This window comes from Streptomyces sp. NPDC057136, from assembly GCF_042670885.1.
Taxonomy (GTDB): Bacteria; Actinomycetota; Actinomycetes; order Streptomycetales; family Streptomycetaceae; genus Streptomyces.
This window is the reverse complement of record NZ_JBHUUV010000024.1, coordinates 102,084-121,842: the sequence shown is the minus strand read 5'-3', so window position 1 is coordinate 121,842 and position 19,759 is coordinate 102,084. Positions and strand designations below refer to the sequence as shown.

Annotated in this window: 14 protein-coding genes and 1 riboswitch; of the genes, 8 read left to right on the top strand and 6 right to left on the bottom strand. The window is 71.6% G+C overall.

Annotation, left to right across the window (positions count from 1 at the left end; translation table 11 throughout):
* Positions 1-14: 14 nt before the first annotated feature.
* Complete coding sequence (locus ACFT7S_RS26040) at positions 15-1,085, bottom strand: NlpC/P60 family protein (RefSeq protein WP_382735791.1); 1,071 nt, start codon at positions 1,083-1,085, stop codon at positions 15-17.
* Positions 1,086-1,407: 322 nt separating this feature from the next.
* On the opposite strand from ACFT7S_RS26040, the gene ACFT7S_RS26035 reads away from it, so the two are divergent.
* Positions 1,408-1,761, top strand: a complete 354-nt coding sequence (locus tag ACFT7S_RS26035) for a hypothetical protein (protein ID WP_382735789.1) — start codon at positions 1,408-1,410, stop codon at positions 1,759-1,761.
* A gap of 115 nt (positions 1,762-1,876) precedes the next feature.
* Here ACFT7S_RS26035 and ACFT7S_RS26030 read toward each other — a convergent pair whose 3' ends face one another.
* Entirely contained in the window at positions 1,877-3,073 is a 1,197-nt protein-coding gene (locus ACFT7S_RS26030) for an NlpC/P60 family protein (protein ID WP_382735787.1), read from the bottom strand.
* Positions 3,072-3,237, bottom strand: a riboswitch (cyclic di-AMP (ydaO/yuaA leader). Its footprint overlaps the gene before it by 2 nt.
* Positions 3,238-3,496: 259 nt before the next feature.
* Here ACFT7S_RS26030 and pcrA point away from each other — a divergent pair.
* A complete protein-coding gene (pcrA, locus tag ACFT7S_RS26025) occupies positions 3,497-5,935 on the top strand; it encodes a DNA helicase PcrA (RefSeq protein WP_382735785.1) in 2,439 nt (812 codons plus the stop codon).
* A gap of 81 nt (positions 5,936-6,016) precedes the next feature.
* On the opposite strand, the gene ACFT7S_RS26020 is transcribed toward pcrA, so the two are convergent.
* Both ACFT7S_RS26020 and ACFT7S_RS26015 read right to left on the bottom strand, forming a co-directional pair.
* On the bottom strand, positions 6,017-7,591 hold the full coding sequence (locus ACFT7S_RS26020) for a peptidoglycan DD-metalloendopeptidase family protein (protein ID WP_382735783.1): 1,575 nt from the start codon (positions 7,589-7,591) through the stop codon (positions 6,017-6,019).
* Between the two features lie 238 nt (positions 7,592-7,829).
* Positions 7,830-8,702: an esterase/lipase family protein gene (locus ACFT7S_RS26015; RefSeq protein WP_382735781.1), complete on the bottom strand. Its 873-nt coding sequence runs from the start codon at positions 8,700-8,702 to the stop codon at positions 7,830-7,832.
* A 344-nt stretch (positions 8,703-9,046) separates the two neighbouring features.
* On the opposite strand from ACFT7S_RS26015, the gene ACFT7S_RS26010 reads away from it, so the two are divergent.
* Complete coding sequence (locus ACFT7S_RS26010; RefSeq protein WP_382735779.1) at positions 9,047-9,460, top strand: cobalamin B12-binding domain-containing protein; 414 nt, start codon at positions 9,047-9,049, stop codon at positions 9,458-9,460.
* Between the two features lie 67 nt (positions 9,461-9,527).
* On the opposite strand, the gene ACFT7S_RS26005 is transcribed toward ACFT7S_RS26010, so the two are convergent.
* Together ACFT7S_RS26005 and ACFT7S_RS26000 are read right to left on the bottom strand one after the other, a co-directional pair.
* Positions 9,528-11,156 (bottom strand): DUF5691 domain-containing protein, encoded by a 1,629-nt coding sequence (locus ACFT7S_RS26005; protein ID WP_382735777.1) that lies wholly within the window; start codon positions 11,154-11,156, stop codon positions 9,528-9,530.
* Between the two features lie 78 nt (positions 11,157-11,234).
* Positions 11,235-12,626, bottom strand: a complete 1,392-nt coding sequence (locus tag ACFT7S_RS26000; protein WP_382735775.1) for an SWIM zinc finger family protein — start codon at positions 12,624-12,626, stop codon at positions 11,235-11,237.
* Between the two features lie 118 nt (positions 12,627-12,744).
* Here ACFT7S_RS26000 and ACFT7S_RS25995 point away from each other — a divergent pair, with 118 nt between their 5' ends.
* The 5 genes from ACFT7S_RS25995 (at position 12,745) to ACFT7S_RS25975 (ending at position 19,590) form a co-directional block, all read left to right on the top strand.
* The gene (locus ACFT7S_RS25995) at positions 12,745-13,857 is read left to right on the top strand and encodes an AAA family ATPase (protein ID WP_382735773.1); all 1,113 of its coding nucleotides are present in this window, start codon (positions 12,745-12,747) and stop codon (positions 13,855-13,857) included.
* Positions 13,854-16,202 carry a DUF5682 family protein gene (locus ACFT7S_RS25990; protein ID WP_382735771.1) on the top strand — a complete coding sequence of 783 codons (2,349 nt, stop codon included), beginning with the start codon at positions 13,854-13,856 and terminating at the stop codon, positions 16,200-16,202. Before ACFT7S_RS25995 ends, ACFT7S_RS25990 begins: the two co-directional genes overlap by 4 nt.
* A gap of 113 nt (positions 16,203-16,315) precedes the next feature.
* Complete coding sequence (locus ACFT7S_RS25985) at positions 16,316-17,458, top strand: VWA domain-containing protein (protein WP_382735828.1); 1,143 nt, start codon at positions 16,316-16,318, stop codon at positions 17,456-17,458.
* A 103-nt stretch (positions 17,459-17,561) separates the two neighbouring features.
* A complete protein-coding gene (locus ACFT7S_RS25980) occupies positions 17,562-18,455 on the top strand; it encodes a hypothetical protein (RefSeq protein WP_382735770.1) in 894 nt (297 codons plus the stop codon).
* Positions 18,456-18,561: 106 nt separating this feature from the next.
* Positions 18,562-19,590: a hypothetical protein gene (locus ACFT7S_RS25975; RefSeq protein WP_382735768.1), complete on the top strand. Its 1,029-nt coding sequence runs from the start codon at positions 18,562-18,564 to the stop codon at positions 19,588-19,590.
* Positions 19,591-19,759 lie beyond the last annotated feature (169 nt).

Here is a 19,759-nt window from a genome sequence, read left to right as displayed (position 1 = left end):
ATCCGCGCGGCCTCTCACGCCACCCGGGTCGCTCCCGCGAAGGGCATCTGGTCGATCGGCGCGATGCGGACGGGGGCACCGGGGCGCGGTGCGTGGATCATCTGGCCGCCGCCGATGTACAGCCCGACATGGCTGATGCCCGAGTAGAAGAACACCAGGTCGCCGGGGGCCAGTTCGGACCGGGAGACGCGCCGTCCGGCGTTGATCTGGGTGTACGTCGTGCGGGGCAGGGAGACACCCGAGGAGCGCCAGGCGGCCTGGGTGAGGCCGGAGCAGTCGAAGGACGAGGGGCCGGTGGCGCCCCAGACGTACGGCTTGCCGAGCGCTCCGTAAGCGAAGTCGACGGCCTGCGCGGCGCGGGTGTTGGGGGCACTGACCGCTCCGCGCGGGGTGCTGCGGTCGGCGCGGACGGCGGCGCCGCCGTGCCCCGCGTCGGCCGCACGCTCGTAGTCGGCGCGCTGGCCGGCGGTCAGGGTGTCGAGGAGGTGCCTTGCGTCGGCCAGCTTGGTGCGGACCGTCTCCTTGTGCTTCGTCAGTTCGGCCCGGCGCGCGGTGAGCGTCGCGAGCTCGCCCTCGGCCCGGGCGCGGAGCTGGGCGACGTCGGTGACCTGCCGACGGATTCCGTTGAGCAGACCGGCCTGGCGGTCACCGGCCCGGTCCAGATACGAGGCGCGTTGCAGGTACTGCTCGGGGTCGGAGGAGAGCGCCAGCTGTACGGCGGGGTCGAGGCCACCGGAGCGGTACTGTGCGGTGGCCAGCGAACCGAGCGTGTGGCGTGCGGCGTTGAGGCGTTCGGTGCGGCGGGCGGCCTCGTCGCGCAGCGCGTCCACGGACCTGGCGGTCGCGGTCGCCTTCTCCTTCGTGCCGTTGTACCGCTCGGTGGCGACCTCGGCGTCGTGGTACAGCTGGTCGATCTTGGCCCTGACCTGGGCCGGGGTGAGCTGCGGCTCGGCGTGCGCCGCCCCGTCGAAGGCGGTGGCGGTCGCGGCCCCGGCGAAGGCCAGGGTCGCGGCGGTGCGGGCAGCAGGGCCGGTGAACGGGCGCTGCTTGGGTTTCCGGTGAGCGGCTTTCCGGTGTGCTGCCACGAGGGCGGCATCCTTCCTGTTCGGCTGCCCGTCGGGAGCTACCGACGGGCCCGGGAGGTGACCGGGTGCCGTCCCTTACGTGGGGGACGTACGGGATGTACGGGACGGCGGTGGAAATCGGTCACCTGGGAAAGGACGCTAAACCCAGGACACGGGAAAGAGCCGTCATGACAGCTATTGCCTTGATGTGACGTCTCGCTACCTCTGTGTGGCCGAAAAAATAGCGCCAGAGTAAGGCAATTCGTACAGGCGCGAGCGAAGTCGTGAGGAAGCGCTACCTGACCGGCGAGGGGTGATAAGGGCCCCGCTAGGCTCCGGAGTCATGGATGTACTGATCAATGTCTTCGTCGCTCTGCACATCATCGGGATCGCCTCGCTGCTCGGCGGTTTCCTGACCCAGATGAAGGCGATGGGTGCCGACACGGCCCGCTTCGTACCGGCCATGCTGCACGGCGCACTGACCATGCTGGTCACGGGAGTTGCGCTGGTCGGCCTCAATCAGGCCGACGATCAGACCGTGAACAACGTCAAGATCGGCATCAAGCTGCTGATCCTCGTCGTGATCCTCGCGCTCGTCTACGTCAGGCGGGACGAGGAGAAGGCAGGCAAGGGCGAGTTCGCCGCGGTCGGCGGTCTGACGGTCGCCAATATCTTCATCGCCACGCTCTGGACCTGAGCGACCTCGGCCGGAACCCGGCAGCCGGACGGGCGGGCATATCAAGCCCGTCGAGGGAGTTCCTCCCCCATGGCCTTGAGGCTATGGGGGAGGTTGAGGACGTTTTCCCGGACCGCTACGCCGGCCGCACGCTTCCGTAGATCGGCATGTAGTAGATCGATTCCTCGCGCACGTTCGCCCCCGGCTTCGGCGCGTGGATCATCATGCCGTCGCCTTTGTAGATGCCGACGTGGCTGATGTCGTCGTAGAAGAACACCAGGTCGCCCGGCTTCAGATCCGCCGTGGCCACCCGGGTGCCGACCTCGACCTGGTCCCAGGTGGTACGCGGCAGGTCGACACCCGCCGCCTTCCAGGCCGCCTGCGTCAGCCCCGAGCAGTCGTACGAGGAGGGGCCCGTCGCCCCCCAGACGTACGGCTTGCCGATCTGGGCCGCGGCGAACGCGAGGACCTTGTCCGCCTTCGCCGCGTAGGTGCTGTCCGCGTCCGTACCGCTGCCGGTCCCGGTGTCCGTGCCGGTGTCGGGCCGGTCGGCCTCCTGCGCGGCGTCCTCGGCGGCTTCCTTCGCCGCCGCCTCCTCCTGCGCCTGGCGCTCGGCCTCCGCGGCGGCGGCCTGCTGGCGGGCCAGCTCCTCCGCCTTGCGCCTGGCCTCGGCCTCCTTCTTGCGCTCCAGCTCCGCGAGCCGCGCCTTCTCCTCGGCGGTCAGCTCGGACAGCAGGGTGCGCGCCTCGGTCAGCTTCTCCTGCACCTGCTGCTTGCTGGTGCGCAGCGTCGTCTGCGCCTCGGTGAGCGTCTCCAGGCTCTTGGTGGCCTCGGCGCGCTTCTTCGCCGCCTCGCTCTGCTGCGTACGGAAGTCCGAGACCGTCTTCTGCTGCTGGCTGGTCATCCGCGCCATCAGCTGGTCCTGGTCGAAGTACGACTGCGGGTCGTCCGCGAGGAAGAACGTGGCCGTCGGGGCGACCGCACCGCTCCGGTACTGCGCCGCAGCGAAATGACCCAGCTCGCGGCGCGTCTCGTTCAGCTTCTCGGCCCGCTTCGCCGCGGCGTCCAGGAGGCCGTCGACCTTCGTGCGCTGCTCGGTGGAGGCGGACTTCGCCTTGTTGTACTGCTGGGTCGCGGTGCCCGCCTGCCGGTAGAGGTCGTCGACCTTCTTCTGTACGTCCTCGATGCTCGGCCGGGGCGCCGCGGGCGCGGCCGTCGCGGTCTGGGTGGAGAGCAGAGTCACAGAGGCCAGCGCGGCTGTCGTGAGTCCGACGCCGGGTGAGGTGGTGCGCATGCGGGTGCGCGGTTTGCGATGCGACGCCAAGGCAGGCATCTCCTTCCGTGGACCGCCTACCGGGTTAGCTGTCGGGTTCGGGCGGAACGGAAGGCTGCCCTACGGTCCGTGTGGGGGTTGTGGACCGATTCACCCCGGTGCTGCGTGTGGGTCCCCGGTTCCGAATGCCCGTCAGGGCAGCCCGGATTCGGCGTGGGTGCCCGCTCGGCGTGGTTCGCCTCAAGGGGGTACGGGCCACCCGACGGAGCACGCTAGCCAACACGTGGTGTCCCTGTGAAGGTTGATGTTCGATATGCCCGATACATGTTCGTGACCTTGTGGGAATTCATAAGGGCAGGGCCGGTGAGGGCCTCTCTTCCCTTACGGGGCGTGGCCGGCCCGTCTCCGTACGCGCATGCCCCGGAGTCGTCCTGCGGAATGCGGCCCCGGGGTGTCAGTGGCGCCGCCTAGACTCGTCATGCGATGAGCAGCCTCTTTGACGACAGTTTCCTGACCGGCCTCCAGAACTCGGAGGAAGGGCCCCCGCCGCCTCCCGAGGACCACGCACCCGAAGCGGTGCCGGAGGGTCTCTTCGAGGGCGTCTTCGACGCGCCCCCGCCGCCCCGCGAGGGGTATTACCGCGACGGAGCCCCCCGTCCCGTCATCGACGCCGCCGCACTGCTCGACGGGCTGAACACCGAGCAGCGCGCCGCTGTCGTGCACGCCGGTTCGCCGCTGCTCATCGTCGCCGGTGCCGGATCGGGCAAGACCCGGGTGCTCACCCACCGGATCGCCCATCTGCTGGCCGAGCGCGGGGTGCACCCCGGCCAGATCCTCGCGATCACCTTCACCAACAAGGCCGCGGGCGAGATGAAGGAGCGGGTCGAGCAGCTCGTCGGACCGCGCGCCAACGCCATGTGGGTCATGACCTTCCACAGCGCGTGCGTGCGCATCCTGCGCCGCGAGTCCAAGAGGCTCGGCTTCACCTCGTCGTTCTCGATCTACGACGCCGCGGACTCCAAGCGGCTGATGGCGCTCGTCTGCCGCGATCTGGACCTCGACTCGAAGCGCTACCCGCCGAAGGCGTTCACGGCCAAGGTCTCGAATCTGAAGAACGAGCTGATCGACGAGGAGACCTTCGCCGGCCAGGCTGCGGACGGCTTCGAGAAGACGCTCGCCCAGGCGTACGCGCTCTACCAGGCACGGCTGCGCGAGGCCAACGCCCTGGACTTCGACGACATCATCATGACGACGGTGCACCTGCTCCAGGCGTTCCCCGATGTCGCCGAGCACTACCGCCGCCGCTTCCGGCACGTCCTGGTCGACGAGTACCAGGACACCAACCACGCGCAGTACACACTCGTACGCGAGCTGGTGGGCCCGTCCGGCGAGGCCGAGGCCCCCGCCGAACTGTGTGTCGTCGGTGACGCGGACCAGTCGATCTACGCCTTCCGGGGCGCGACCATCCGCAACATCCTCCAGTTCGAGGAGGACTATCCGGACGCGACCACGATCATGCTGGAGCAGAACTACCGCTCCACGCAGACGATCCTGTCCGCGGCCAACGCGGTCATCGAGCGCAACGAGAGCCGCCGCCCCAAGAACCTCTGGACGAACGCAGGCACCGGTGCCCGGATCACGGGGTACGTCGCGGACACCGAGCACGACGAGGCGCAGTTCATCGCCGACGAGATCGACCGGCTCACCGACGCCGGCGACGCGAAGGCGGGCGACGTCGCCGTCTTCTACCGGACGAACGCGCAGTCCCGTGTCTTCGAAGAGATCTTCATCCGCGTCGGCCTGCCCTACAAGGTCGTCGGCGGTGTGCGCTTCTACGAGCGCAAGGAGGTCCGCGACGTCCTGGCCTACCTCCGGGTCCTCGCCAACCCTGAGGACACCGTCCCGCTGCGCCGCATTCTGAACGTGCCGAAGCGCGGCATCGGTGACCGTGCCGAGGCGATGATCGACGCCCTGTCGATGCGCGAGAAGATCTCCTTCCCGCAGGCCCTGCGCCGCGTCGACGAGGCGTACGGCATGGCGGCCCGCTCGTCGAACGCCGTGAAGCGCTTCAACACGCTGATGGAGGAGCTGCGCACCATCGTCGAGTCCGGGGCGGGCCCGGCGGTCGTCCTGGAAGCGGTCATGGAGCGCACCGGCTATCTCGCCGAGCTCCAGGCGTCGACCGACCCGCAGGACGAGACCCGCATCGAGAACCTTCAGGAACTGGCAGCCGTCGCGCTCGAATTCGAGCAGGAGCGCGCGGAGGAGGAGGGTGCGGGCACGCTCGCCGAATTCCTGGAGAAGGTGGCCCTCGTCGCCGACTCCGACCAGATCCCGGACGAGGACGAGGACGGCTCCGGCGTCATCACGCTGATGACGCTGCACACGGCCAAGGGGCTGGAATTCCCGGTCGTCTTCCTGACCGGCATGGAGGACGGCGTCTTTCCGCACATGCGGGCGCTGGGACAGGCGAAGGAGCTGGAGGAGGAGCGGCGGCTCGCCTATGTCGGCATCACCCGCGCCCGCGAGCGGCTGTATCTGACCCGGGCGGCGATGCGCAGTGCGTGGGGCCAGCCCTCGTACAACCCGGCCTCGCGGTTCCTGGAGGAGATCCCGGACCAGCATCTGGAGTGGAAGCGCAAGGGCCCGATGGCCGCTCCGGCAGGGCCGACGTCGGGGATCACGTCCTCGCTGTCGTCCTCGCGCTCCAAGTCCGGGCCTTCGGGCTTCGCCACCCGGCGCACCGCCGACAAGCCGGTGGTCACGCTGGTGGTGGGGGACCGGGTCACACACGACCAGTTCGGTCTGGGGACGGTAACCGCGGTCGAGGGCTTCGGCGACCAGGCGAAGGCCACGGTCGACTTCGGGGACGAGCGGCCGAAGAAGCTCCTGCTGCGGTACGCGCCGGTCGAGAAGCTGTAGTCCGCGTCGCACATGATTGTGGCCCCGTCCTCCGAGGACGGGGCCACAATCATCTACGGCGCGGTGATCAGTACGTGGTGATCAGTTCGGGTTGAGGCCGCGGCTCCGGAACCACGGCATCGGGTCGATCGCCGAGCCGCCGCCGGGCCGGACCTCGAAGTGCAGGTGCGGGCCGGTGGAGTTCCCGGAATTCCCGGAGTACGCGATGGTGTCGCCCGCCTGCACGGAGCCCGAGCGGATCTTGGTGCTGCTGAGGTGGCAGTACCAGGTCTCGGTGCCGTCGGCCGCCGTCACGATGGCCATGTTCCCGTAGGCGCTGTTCCACTGGGTGCGTACGGTGCCGTCGGTCGCGGCCAGCACCGGAGTGCCGTACGAGACGGGGAAGTCGATGCCCGTGTGCACGGACATCCAGTTGACGCCCGCCTGGCCGTAGTACGCGCTGAGACCGTGCTGCTCGACCGGCAGTGCGAACTTGGGGCGCAGCGCCTCGCGGCGTGCGGCCTCCGCCTCGCGCTTCTTCTTCTCGGTGGCCTGCCGTTCCCGCAGGTCGATGCGCTCCTGGGTGCGGCTGGCGCGGTCGGCGAAGTCGTCGGCGTCGGCGCTGAGGTTGGCGAGCTGGGTGTCCAGCTTGTTGTTGGCGGCCACCGGCTTGACGGTGCCGGGGTCGGCCGCCGCCATCGAGGTGGTGTCGTCCTTCTTCTCCTCGCCGCCGGTGATGCCACTGACCGAGGCGGCCGCGATACCCGCGACGCTCATGACGCAGGCCGAGGGAACGGCGACGGTCAGGAGTGCGGACCGCTTGGCGGGGGTACGGCGTCGGCCGCGGCTGCCCGCACCGCCGCGGGGTGCGCGGCCGGCCGGGCGGGGGATGGTGGAGGAGTGCGAGGCGGCGGTCACGAGGTCGGGTTCGTCGGTCCCGTGCTCGGCCGCGGTCTCGTGTGCTTCGTCCGTCTCGGTGGCGTGGACGTCGGCGGTGCTGAACTCGGCTGTTTCGTACGGCTCGTAGGACTCGTACGTGGCCTGCTGCTCGGCCGGCTGCTGTTCGTAGGCGGGGTACGACACCTGTTCGGGCTCGTACGGCGCCTGCCCGGGCGTGGCGCCGGAGTTCCAGGCGGTGGCGTCGTAGGCGCCGGTGTCGACACCCGCGTCCACGAATCCGGTGGTGGCGTATGCACCGGTCCCGTAGCTCGTGGCGGCGAACGTGGGGGTGGGGAAGGCGCCGGTGTCGGTCGTCGCCCACTGCTCGGCCTGACCGGCCTGGACCCATCCGGAGGTGTCCCACTGCCCGGTGCTGTCGTACTGCTGCTGAGGCGGCTGCGGCTGGTGCGTCTCATGCGGGCGGGCGGTGTACGAGTCGTACGAGGCGGTCTGATGCGCGCCCGTGTCCCACTGAGTGGAGTCGTACTCGCCGCTGTGGCCCTGCCCGGCGGCCGCGTAGCCGTTGTCGTAGCCGTACGTGGCGCCCTGGGCGGTGTCGTAACCGCTCGCGTAGCCGCCGCCGGCCTCGTAGCCGTGAGTGGGACTGCTGTCGTAACTGTTGTTGTAACTGCCGTCGTGATGACCGGGGAGAGCGCCGAAGAGCGGATCGGTGTCGAAGCTGCCGGTGGGGTTGTTGTCGTAGTCGACGTACCCGGCGTGGGGGTGCTGGTCGTTCACCAACTTCTCTCTCGCCTCGGCAGCAGGACCTGTTCCGGTGTCCGTGGGGGACTCCAGGGGAAAGCAGTGGCCGCGACTGTACCCGGCGGTACGTGACGACGACAATCTTCGCCGGGTTCCAGCCGTTCAGGAAACGGGCAATCGGCCGTCTTTCGGCGGACAGCAGGCGCAGGCTTGGCCCTACGTTCGAAATGCGTTCTATTTGGGTTTCTCGATTCAGGCCGTCACGGCGGCCTGTTCAGGCCACCGAAGCGGTCCCGGAGCTGCTGGTGGTGGCTTCCTGGGACTCGAGGGCCTCCCGGATGCCGGCGGCGACCGCCGGATGCACGGGCAGGGCGAGATGGCCGATTCCGGTGACACGCACGTTCAGCACGTCGAGGTCGGGGTGGTCCATGCAGGCTGTCTCGACCGGCACCATCACCCGGTCCAGTTCGCTCCAGAAGTTGACGAACCGGGTCCGGCAGCCGGGAGCGGGCCTGCGCAGTTCCGCGATGAGGGCGGAGCCGCTGCGCATCTGCCGCACGATGGGGTGGGCGCTCGCCGGCGGGGCGACGGATGTGCCGTTGTGCGGGGTGCCGAGCGTGACCAGGGTGCGCACCCGCTGGTCGCCGCCGAGCCGCTGCACGTAGTAGCGGGCGATCAGCCCTCCGAGGCTGTGTCCGACGATGTCGATCTCGCGGTGTCCTGTGCGGGTGCAGATCTCCTCGACATGCCGGCCGAGCAGCTCCGCCGCCGTGCGGATGTCGCAGGTCAGCGGCGAGTAGTTGAGGGACTCCAGATGGCGCCAGCCGTGCCGGGCGAGCGAGCGCCGCAGCAGGACGAACACCGAGCGGTTGTCGATGAACCCGTGCAGCAGCACGACGGGCGGCCGGTCGGTTCCCCCGTCGGCGAGCAGGACGGTGGGTCCGGTGGGCTTCGTGCCGGTGGGCTCAGGGGCTGCCGGGTCCGGTGCCGGTGTCGCGTCCCAGCGCTCCGGGGCGATGCCTGAGGGGTAGATGAGGATGTGCCCGGCGAGGATCGCGAGCTCCAGCACGGTGGCTTTGACCAGCGCCGACGACAGCCGGGCGGAGAGCGTGCGCAGTGGTGGGGAAAGGAAGGACAGGACCTTCATGGCCGACCTCCTGCAATGACCTACGGGAAGCGGCTCCGGTCCCGTATGCCCTCATGGGGTGTCGGTGCGAGGGCGGCGGTCGTCGGGTGATCGGCCGTGGAGCCGTACCACCGTGCCGTGCGGCTGACGGCGCGGTGGTACGGCGACCTCGCAGCGGCTCCCTTTGCGACCGTCCCCGTGCGGCGGATGGGCCACATGGTTCAGGAACGACGCGTAGCGAACATGTCCCATGTGTGATTTCCCCCTCCCCGTCCACCGCGAAACGGCGGCTTGCGGGATGCTGTAGATAACGTTCGTTCACATCCCCGGCCCTTCAGGCGCGGGAGATCCATGTGGAGGCAGTGATGGGTGTGACCGGTCCGATCCGTGTGGTGGTGGCCAAGCCGGGACTCGACGGCCACGACCGTGGAGCCAAGGTGATCGCGCGGGCGCTGCGGGACGCCGGTATGGAGGTCATCTATACCGGCCTCCACCAGACGCCCGAGCAGATCGTCGACACGGCGATCCAGGAGGATGCCGACGCCATCGGCCTCTCGATCCTCTCCGGTGCGCACAACACGCTCTTCGCGAAGGTGATCGAGCTGCTCAAGGAGCGCGAGGCCGAGGACATCAAGGTGTTCGGCGGCGGCATCATCCCGGAGGCGGACATCGCGCCGCTGAAGGACCAGGGCGTCGCGGAGATCTTCACCCCGGGTGCGACGACGACGTCGATCGTCGACTGGGTGAACGCCAACGTCCGTCAGACGGCGGGTACCTGACCGACCGCGCACGGCTGACGGACCGACCGGGCCCGTCGGCCGCGCGGGGCGGCACGACCGCCCCGGTTCACGGCGCCCCTGGGGTCAGCTCCCTGCCCATGGCCGAGCGCAGGCGCAATGTGGAGACCAGGCGCTGGAACGCCTCCGACCAGTAGCCTCCCGCACCCGGTGAGGCGCCTTCCGGCTCGTCCGGGGTGGTGGTGAGGACTTCGAGGCGGTCCGCCTCGGCCGGATCCAGGCAGCGTTCGGCGAGACCCATCACTCCGCTGAAGCTCCATGGGTAACTCCCGGCGTCCCGGGCTATGTCGAGGGCGTCGACCACCGAGCGGCCGAGCGGCTCCGCCCAGGGCACCGCACAGACGCCGAGCAGCTGGAACGCCTCCGACAATCCGTGCGCGGCGATGAAGTCGGCGACCCAGAGGGCCCGTTCCTCGCTCGGCAAGGTGGCGAGGAGCTTCGACCGCTCGGCCAGCGAAGCCGTTCCGGGGCCGTGGGCCGGGGGTGTCGAGGGCGTGCCGAGCAGGGCGCGGGCCCACTCCGGGTCCCGTTGCCGCACCGCGGCCCGGCACCACGCGGCGTGCAGTTCCTCGGTCCAGCCGTCGGCGACCGGCAGCCCGACGATCTCCTGCGCGGAACGCCCGCCGAACCGCTCACGCCAGGTGGTCAGCCCAGTGGCCTCCACCAGCTGGCCGAGCCACCAGGACCGCTCCCCGCGTCCCGACGGCGGCACGGGCACGACGCCGTCCCGTTGCATCGACGCGTCGCATTCGTGCGGGGCCTCCACCGCGATGGACGCGGCCTCGCCCGTACGGTCGGGGTTCACGCAGGACGTGGCGCGGGCGGCCATGCGCTCGGCGAGGGCCGAATGCGGCAGCGCGGACAGCAACTCGGCCGCTGTCGCACGGACGTTGCGGCTGCGGTCGGTCAGGGCCTGCTCCAGGAACGCCTCGTCCGCGCCGGAGAGACCGGTCCGCAGCGAGTCGAGGAACATCAGCCGGTCCTCGGCGCGCTCCGTGGACCAGGTGGTGGCGAGCAGGGCGAGCGCGGCAGCCGGCTCCCGTCTCCGTACGGCTCCGAGGAGCGCGACCCGTTCGGCGAACAGGCCCTCCTCCCACAGGCGCCGCACCGCGTCCGGGTCCGTCGCGACGGACGGGAGCGAACCGCCCGGGGCGCCGCGCAGCGCGAACTTCCACTCCGGGTTCATCCGGGCGAGCCACAGCCCGCGCGGACCGGCGAAACCCAGGACGTGCGCACGCAGGTCCGTGCGTGCACGCGCCGCGTCCAGCAGAGCCGGCAGCACGACCGCCGGTGCCCGGAACCCGTGCTGGTTGGCCGCGGCCAGCCACTGCGGAAGGAGCTCCGTGAGATCGGGAGCCGTACCGCGCCGCCCGCTGCCCCCGGACGGTGCGGCGCGGTCGGCGAGCAACTGGACGAGTCTGTGCCGGGCGGCGGTGGGGAGCGGCGGGCGCGGGTCGGATGGCGCGGGCTCCGGCCGCTCGGCCGGCGCCGCAGGCAGCAGCCCGGCTCTGCGGCGCACGGTGTGGAGCGCCACCGCGTCCAGCAGGGCGACGGGGCCGTCGGCGCCCCCGGGCCCGGGGGCCGGCGGTCGGCGGTCGGTGCCGAGCAGCGCCGATGTGACGAGCTCCTCCCACGGCATCGGCATCGGCGTGGTCGTGTTCGTGTGTGGTGGGGTCATCGGTCCCGTCCAGGTCTCAGGGAGCCACGGAGCCGGATATGCCGGTTCACAGGTCCAGGGGTTGCAGGGCCGCATGGGTCAGATGAGCGGGACGGGCTGCCCGTCGCTGTCGTCGCCCGCGCCCGTCGTCCAGGCCGCGAGCGGGGCGAAGCCGCGGTGACCGCACTCGCCGAAGACAGTGACGGCGCCGCCGCCCGACAGCGCGACGAGCTTCCACAGTCCCGGTCCGGACAGTGCCGACGGTGCGAGCGGCAGGGCCGATGTGCCGTCCTCGTCGGTCAGTTGCCAACCGCCTTCGGACGGCGTGGGTATGACATCGCGCAGCGTCACCGGCCAGGAATCCAGCCAGGGATCGTCCCGCAGCGCGTGCCCGTACGCCGCGAGCGCTGCGGCCGTCGGCCCCCCGGCCGGTGGTGTCCCCCTCGTGGCCGGCGGATCGAACTGCCGCCCCAGCTCAGCCCGTGGCTGCCCGCCGCCCGGATACGGCGTGAGCTCGGCGTCGATCGTCACGCCCACCGGCAGGGCCTGGCCGGGGGAGCGCCCCGCCGCCCCGAAGGAGAGCAGCAGCGCGGTGCGTCCCGACTCCCTCCCGTACAGCCAGATGCGGCGGGTGACGATCTTGCCGTCCGGTGTGTCGTACTGCGCGAGGACCAGCCAGTGGTCACGGACCGGTGCCCCGTCGGCGGCGGACGTCAGCCCCACGCGCGTACGAATCGTCGCGGCCAGCGGGTCGGGCAGCCGGTCGACGCCCAGCCAGGCGGTGTCCAGCAGGTGGAGCAGCGCGCACTCCTCCAGCAGCCGAACCGGCCACCCGGAGCCGGAGGCGGGTATCGCCCCCAATTCCCGTACGCGCGCGGCGAGTCCCGGGGCCTGGGCGTCGACCATGCGGGCCGCCGTCTCCTCCCACTGTCCGTATCCCGCCTGATCGGCCGCGGCGAGCCCACCGCGCAGCAGATCGTTGAGGCGCTGCTCCAACTCCTGTGCGCCTCCGGTGATCCGGGCCGCCCGCCGCTCGGCGCGACGCCTCGCCGCCTCCGGATCGGCCGGTCCGGAGGCGGGCGCCCCGTCCGCGGCGGACTGCTCCGCCGCGCGTTTGCGGCGGCCGCCCAGCCACTCCTGCGCCCAGTCCGGCGCCTCGCCCTGCAGGGCGGCCGCGCCGTCGGACGCCCAGAGCAGCAGCAGTCCCAGCGCGTGCTTGCAGGGGAACTTGCGGCTCGGGCAACTGCACTTGTACGCGGGCCCGGCCGTGTCGATCACGGTCCGGTACGGCTTGCTGCCGCTGCCCTTGCACAGCCCCCATACCGCGCCCGCGGCCTCGTGGCCCACTTCGGACCACGGACCGGCCGAACCCAGCTTGTTTCCCGCCTTGCGTGATGCCTCGTCAGGAGCCAGGGCCTGTACCTGCTCCACCGTCCAGCGCGCCACCGGATCAGAGGTGCGCGAGGGTTCTCCCCCGTGAGATAGCAGCATGGGAACGACGGTAGGGCGCACCACTGACAATCGCCTCTGACCTGCGGCGGAGGCCGATTGTCAGTGCCATGGTGCACGGTGGGAACCACATCGGGCCGAACGATCTGGAGGGGGATCCATGACCGTGTCCGCAACCACCACCGCCGTCGCGAACGAGGCTCTGCGACCGCATGCCGAGGACGCTTTCGCCGACGAGCTGAAGGCGCTCGCCGCTGCCGACGACCGGCCGAGGCCCGTCCGTTGGAAGCTCTCGCCGTGGGCGGTATCGACCTATCTGCTCGGCGGCACCCTCGCCGACGGAACAGTGATCACACCGAAGTACGTGGGTCCGCGCCGCCTCGTCGAAGTGGCCGTGACCACGCTCGCCACCGACCGGGCCCTGCTGCTGCTCGGCGTGCCGGGCACCGCCAAGACCTGGGTCTCCGAGCATCTCGCCGCCGCTGTGAGCGGCGACTCGACGCTGCTCGTCCAGGGCACGGCGGGCACCCCGGAGGAAGCCGTCCGTTACGGCTGGAACTACGCCCAGTTGCTGGCCCACGGGCCCAGCCGTGACGCGCTGGTTCCCAGTCCCGTCATGCGGGCCATGTCCGAAGGCATGACCGCCCGGGTCGAGGAGCTGACCCGTATCCCGGCCGATGTGCAGGACGCGCTCATCACGATCCTGTCGGAGAAGACGCTCCCCGTGCCGGAGCTGGGGCAGGAGGTCCAGGCCGTCCGGGGCTTCAACCTCATCGCCACGGCGAACGACCGAGACCGCGGGGTCAACGAACTGTCCAGCGCGTTGCGCCGCCGCTTCAACACCGTCGTCCTCCCGCTGCCGGCCACCCCGGACGACGAGGTGGACATCGTGTCCCGCCGCGTCGACCAGATCGGGAGCTCGCTCGACCTGCCGGCGGCCCCGGACGGCCTCGCCGAGATCCGCCGCGTGGTCACCGTCTTCCGCGAACTGCGCAGCGGCATCACCACCGACGGCCGCACCAAACTCAAGTCGCCCTCCGGGACGCTCTCCACGGCCGAGGCCATCTCCGTCGTCACCAACGGGCTCGCGCTCGCCGCGCACTTCGGCGACGGCATCCTGCGCCCGGGCGACGTGGCGGCCGGAATCCTCGGCGCGGTCGTCCGCGACCCGGCAGCCGACCGCGTGGTGTGGCAGGAGTACCTGGAGACGGTCGTCCGTGAGCGGGACGGCTGGAAGGACTTCTACCGCGCCTGCCGTGAGGTCTCCGCATGACGGGGGCCACCGCGTCCGCCGGGCCGCTGCTGCTGGGGGTGCGTCACCACGGTCCCGGGTCCGCCCGTGCGGTTCTGGCCGCACTGGAGGCCGCCCGCCCGCGGGTCGTCCTCATCGAAGGGCCGCCCGAGGGCGACGCGTTGCTGCCGCTCGCCGCCGACGAGCAGATGAAGCCGCCGGTCGCGCTGCTCGCCCATGCCGTGGACGATCCGGGGCGGGCCGCGTTCTGGCCGATGGCCGAGTTCTCGCCCGAGTGGGTGGCGATCCGCTGGGCCCTCGCGCACGAGGTCCCCGCACGCTTCATCGACCTCCCCGCCACGCACTCCCTGGCCCTCGCGGAGCCCGGGACCGAGGAGCCGCCGGGCTCGCCCGCCGTCGACCCGATCGGCGTGCTCGCCGAGACCGCCGGGTACGACGATCCGGAGCGCTGGTGGGAAGACGTCGTCGAGCACCGCGCCCCCGACGGCGGTGCGGGCGACCCGCTGGCATCCTTCGCCGTCCTCGCCGAGGCCATGACCGCCCTGCGTGAGGTGTACGGGGACGGCGGCCACCCCAGGGACGCGGTCCGCGAGGCGTATATGCGCATCCAACTGCGCGCCGCACGGAAGGAGTTCGGCGACGAGATCGCCGTGGTCTGCGGCGCCTGGCACGTCCCCGCGCTCGCTGCGAAGACCACGCTCGCCGCCGACAAGGCACTCCTCAAGGGCGTCCCGAAGGTCAAAACGGAGCTGACCTGGGTGCCCTGGACCCACCGCAGGCTCGCCCGGCGCAGCGGATACGGCGCGGGGATCGACTCACCCGGCTGGTACGGGCACCTCTTCGGCGTCCCCGACCGGCCGGTCGAGCGGTGGATGACGAAGGTCGCAGGACTCCTGCGCGACGAGGACCGGTTCATCTCCTCCGCCCATGTCATCGAAGCCGTCCGGCTCGCCGGAGGTCTGGCGGCGGTGCGGGGCCGCCCGCTTCCCGGCCTGACCGAGACGACCGACGCGATCCGGGCCGTGATGTGCGAGGGCTCCGATGTGCCCCTGGCCCTCGTCCGGGACAGGCTCGTCGTCGGCGAGACGCTCGGAGAGGTGCCGGACAGCGCCCCCGCCGTCCCGCTGCAACGCGACCTGAACCGGCAGCAGCGCACCCTCCGGCTGAAACCGGAGGCGTCCGAGCGGGAGTTGGAGCTCGACCTCCGCAAGGACACCGACGCGGCCCGCAGCAGACTCCTGCACCGGCTCCGCCTCCTCGACGTCGGCTGGGGCGACCGCGCCGCAGGCCGGGGGAGTACGGGCACCTTCCGGGAGACCTGGCGGCTGCGCTGGGAACCGGAACTGCACGTACGGGTCGCGGAGGCCGGCGTCTGGGGCACCACCGTGCTCTCCGCCGCGACCGCCAAGGCCGAGTCGGAGGCCGTTTCGGCCACCGCGCTCGCCGAGGTCACCGCGCTCGCCGAGCGCTGCCTCCTCGCCGAGCTGGCCGACGCGCTTCCCGTCGTGATGAACGCCCTCGCCGACCGGGCCGCCCTGGACGCGGACGTCAGCCATCTGGCGGAGGCGCTGCCGGCCCTGGCCCGCTCACTGCGGTACGGGGACGTGCGGGCCACGGACACGGCCTCGCTCGGAGCGGTCGCCGTCGGGCTCGCCGAGCGGATCTGCGTCGGTCTGCCCCCGGCCTGCACCGGTCTCGACAACGACGGAGCCGAGGAGCTGCGCCGCCGCATCGACGGCGTGCACACCGCCATCGGGCTGCTCGCCGGAGTCGGGGTCGGAGCCGGAGCGGGAGCCGCGGACGGGCTGCGCGAGCGCTGGGCGGCCGTGCTGCGCAAGCTGGCGGCCAGGGACACCGTCGCGGGCGTCATCCGAGGCCGCGCTGCCCGGCTCCTGCTCGACGACGGACAGCTCACCCAGGACGAGGCCGCGCGGCTCATGGGCCTCGCCCTGTCACCCGGCACCCCTCCCGCCGACGCCGCGGCCTGGATCGAGGGATTCGTCGGAGGAGCGGCGGGCGGCGGCATGCTGCTCGTCCACGACGAGCGTCTGCTGAGCCTGATCGACACCTGGCTGACCGGCGTGCGGGCATCGGAGTTCACCGGTGTGCTGCCCCTGCTGCGGCGCACCTTCTCGGCCTACGAGCCGGGCGTACGGCGCACCTTGGGCGAGCTGGTCCGCCGGGGCCCGGTTCCCGAGGGGCCGCACCGCGGCAGCGCGGAGGCCGCCCCGTCCGGCTTCGGACCGGGACTCGACGAGCCGCGGGCGGACGCGGTGGTGCCGGTGCTCCGCCTGCTGCTCGGCCTCGACACCGGGCCCGCTCCACGCAACGACCACACCGAGCGACCGCTGGGGGCGACGGCATGACCACCCGGACCGTGACGACGACGGAATCGACGACGACGGAATCGGAAAGCCCGGAGGCGGGGGAGACGACGACGGGGACATCCGCCCACGACGAACGGCTGCGGCGCTGGCGGATGGTGCTGGGCGGCGACAGCGCCGAGAGCACCGGCTGCACCCTCACCGGCCGCGATGTCGCGATGGACGGCGCGCTGACCGCGCTGTACGGCGGCGGGGGCAAGGCCGCCGGCCGTGGGAGCTCGGAGCGCTCGGGAGGGCTCGGTGCCTCGGCCCCGTCCGTCGCGCGCTGGCTCGGCGACATCCGTACGTACTTTCCCAGTTCCGTCGTCCAGGTCATGCAGCGTGACGCGATCGACAGGCTCGGGCTGTCGGCGCTGCTGCTGGAGTCGGAGATGCTGGAGGCCGTCGAGGCCGATGTCCACCTCGTCGGGACCCTGCTTTCGCTCAACAAGGCGATGCCCGAGACGACGAAGGAGACGGCACGAGCCGTCGTGCGCAAGGTCGTCGACGATCTGGAGAAGCGGATCTCCACCCGGACCAAGGCGACACTGACCGGCGCTCTGGACCGCTCGGCGAAGATCAACCGGCCGCGTCACCGGGACATCGACTGGGACCGGACCATCCGGGCCAACCTCAAGAACTACCTGCCCATTCCCGGAAAGGACGGCGCCGGCACGGTCATTCCGGAACGGCTCATCGGGTACGGGCGCGCGTCCCGGGCCGTGAAGAAGGACGTCATCCTCTGCATCGACCAGTCGGGCTCCATGGCGGCGTCCGTCGTCTACGCCTCGGTGTTCGGGGCGGTACTCGCCTCCATGCGCACCCTGGACACCCGGCTCGTCGTCTTCGACACGGCAGTCGTCGACCTCACCGACCAGCTCGACGACCCGGTCGACGTCCTCTTCGGCACCCAGCTCGGCGGTGGCACGGACATCAACCGGGCACTGGCCTACTGCCAGTCGAAGATCACCCGGCCCGCCGACACCGTCGTCGTCCTCATCAGCGACCTCTACGAGGGCGGCATCCGCGACGAGATGCTCAAGCGCGTCGCCGCGATGAAGGCGTCCGGTGTCCAGTTCGTGACGCTGCTCGCGCTCTCCGACGAAGGGGCGCCCGCGTACGACCGGGAGCATGCCGCCGCGCTCGCCGCACTGGGTGCGCCCGCCTTCGCCTGCACCCCCGATCTCTTCCCGGACATCATGGCGGCGGCGATCGAAAGGCGCCCACTGCCCATACCGGACAAGGAGACCCATCAGTAACAGGGGACTTGCGTGACCCCCCGAGGTTCGTGCAAGCATCGCCCCGTCGCCCGCGAAGGATTGCATTCCGCAGTCCGCGCCCTCTGGGAAGGCTCACCCCGACATGACCACCGCTGTTGCCCGTCCGGCTGACGGCCCGCGCCCTGCGCGCGGGACCGGCGGCCGACGCGCGCTGCACGTGGTGCTGTTCCTCGGGGCGCTGCTCGCACTCGGCCTCCTCTTCGGCGGCGAGGCACACGCGACGCCTCGCCTCGCCCCGGAGCCTCCTGACGCGGGGTCGGCGGTGACGGCGGAGGCGGACACGACGGCGGACCGGGTCACGGAGCGCGCCGAGGAGTCCGCACCCACGGCGGCCCGGCGGGTTCGGGACACGAACCCCGAGGCGCCCGAGCGGGCGCGGGGTGCGGCCGTCGAAACCGTGCGTGGCAGTGTCACCCGTCCCGTACGGGACGCGGTCACGCAGTCCGCCCAGGACACCGTCCAAGACACTGTCGAGGACACCGTCCAAGGACTCACCGGCGTCCTCGGCTCCGTATCCGGCGCACTCCCGCCCGTCCCGCCCCTTCCGAACCAGATGCCGTCCGCACCGTCCGTACCGCTCGTGCCGTTGCTGCCCGGGCCCACGGACGCACCGCCCGCCGTCCCTTCGGACGGTTCCGCGGATTCCGCCCACCCCGGCACCGCACCACGCGCAGCGGCGGACACCATCTCCTGCGGCTCCTACGCCCCGCCGGCCGGCCCGGTCGTAGCCGGTGACGGTACCGACCGGGCAGCCGCGCCGGAGTTCCGGCAGGGTCACGGCCGCTCGCCCGTCGACCCCTGCGGCGGCACAGGCCGTACGCCGGCGGCCGAGACCCACACCCCGCGCAGCGGCGACCAGCAGGCCGCACCCGTTGCGCACGGGCCCTCCTTCGGGCTCACACGCGGCGTCGGCCTTCCGGCGACCGCCGCCCCGGTCCGCGACCGATCGGGCCAGATCCTCGAATTCCCCGGCTAGGGCAGGCCGTTCCCCGCCTCGACCTGCCGCGCGGGGGCGGAACAGGTCTGCCCGCCGTCCGGAACGTTCCGGACCGCCGATCGAATTCGAAGGATCTGACACACACATGCACAAGAACATGCGCCGTTCCATCGCTGTCGCCGCCACCGCCACCGGAATGTGGGCCCTCGGCACCGCTGCGGCCAGCGCGGACGAACTGCCCGTCTCCGTACCGCTGTCCACCCCGGACCTCGCTGCCGAAGCGACGGACGCGGTCAGCGGGATCGACGCCGTCGACGCGGTCGACGGGATCGCTGACGCCGCCGGTACCAGCACGGAGGCAGTGAAGACCGCCGCGGCCGACAGGACCGCTCCGGTGGTCGGACAGGCCGGGTCTTCGGCGGAGAAGGCCACGAGCTCGGTGACCGGCAAGGCCACAGGCGCCGCCGAGCGCGTCACCACCCGCACCGACCTCCCGGCGGCCCCCGAGGCCGAGATCGACTACCTCTTCGGGCCCATCGAGCAGATCCCGGGCTACGCGCAGGACACGGCCCCCACCGTGCTCGGCGACGCCCAGGACACCGCCCGCGGCACGGCCCGGACGGCGGCCGCCCAGGCGGGTCCCGCAGTCGGCCAGACCTCCGACGCCGTGCTGCCGCCCATCGTCGGACAGGCCGTTTCCGTGCTGCTCCCCGTCGTCGGCCAGGCGCTCGGCGACCTCGGCACGCTCGTCCAGGGCGTCGTCGGCGAGGTCGGCCCCTTCGCCGACGGCCTCGTCGGCCAGGCCGTCACTCCGTTCGTGCAGGGCGTGGCGGGCGAGGTCCAGCCGCTGGCGTACGGCGTGACCGGTGAGGTCCAGCCCATCGCCGCGCGTGTCGTCGCCGACGTACTGCCGCCGGTGCAAGGCGTGACGCAGGACGCCGTCGCCCCGTTCGCGCAGGGGGTCACCGCCCAGGTGCAGCCGCTGGCGCAGGGCGTCGGTGGTCAGGCCCGGCCGTTCGCCGGCGGAGTGGTGGGCGCGGTGGACGACAGCGCCCGTCCGGCCGCGGAGAACGCTGCGTACGGAGCTGCCGGTCTGACCTCGGTCGCGCCCGCCTTCGTGACCGACGCGGCGGACTCGTTCACCACTCCGGCGTACCCGGCCTACCGGATCTGATCCGGAAGCCGGCCCCCCGGGTCCGGTGAAAGATCGGTGACCGTTCACGGCGCCGGGCGGTTCCCCGCCCCTTCGGTTCGCACCGTAGGTGAGGGGGGAACCGCCCGGCGCCGCGCTCGTCCTCGTACGGGGCTGTCACCGGCCGTTCTGTCCACCGCGACCCGGCCGG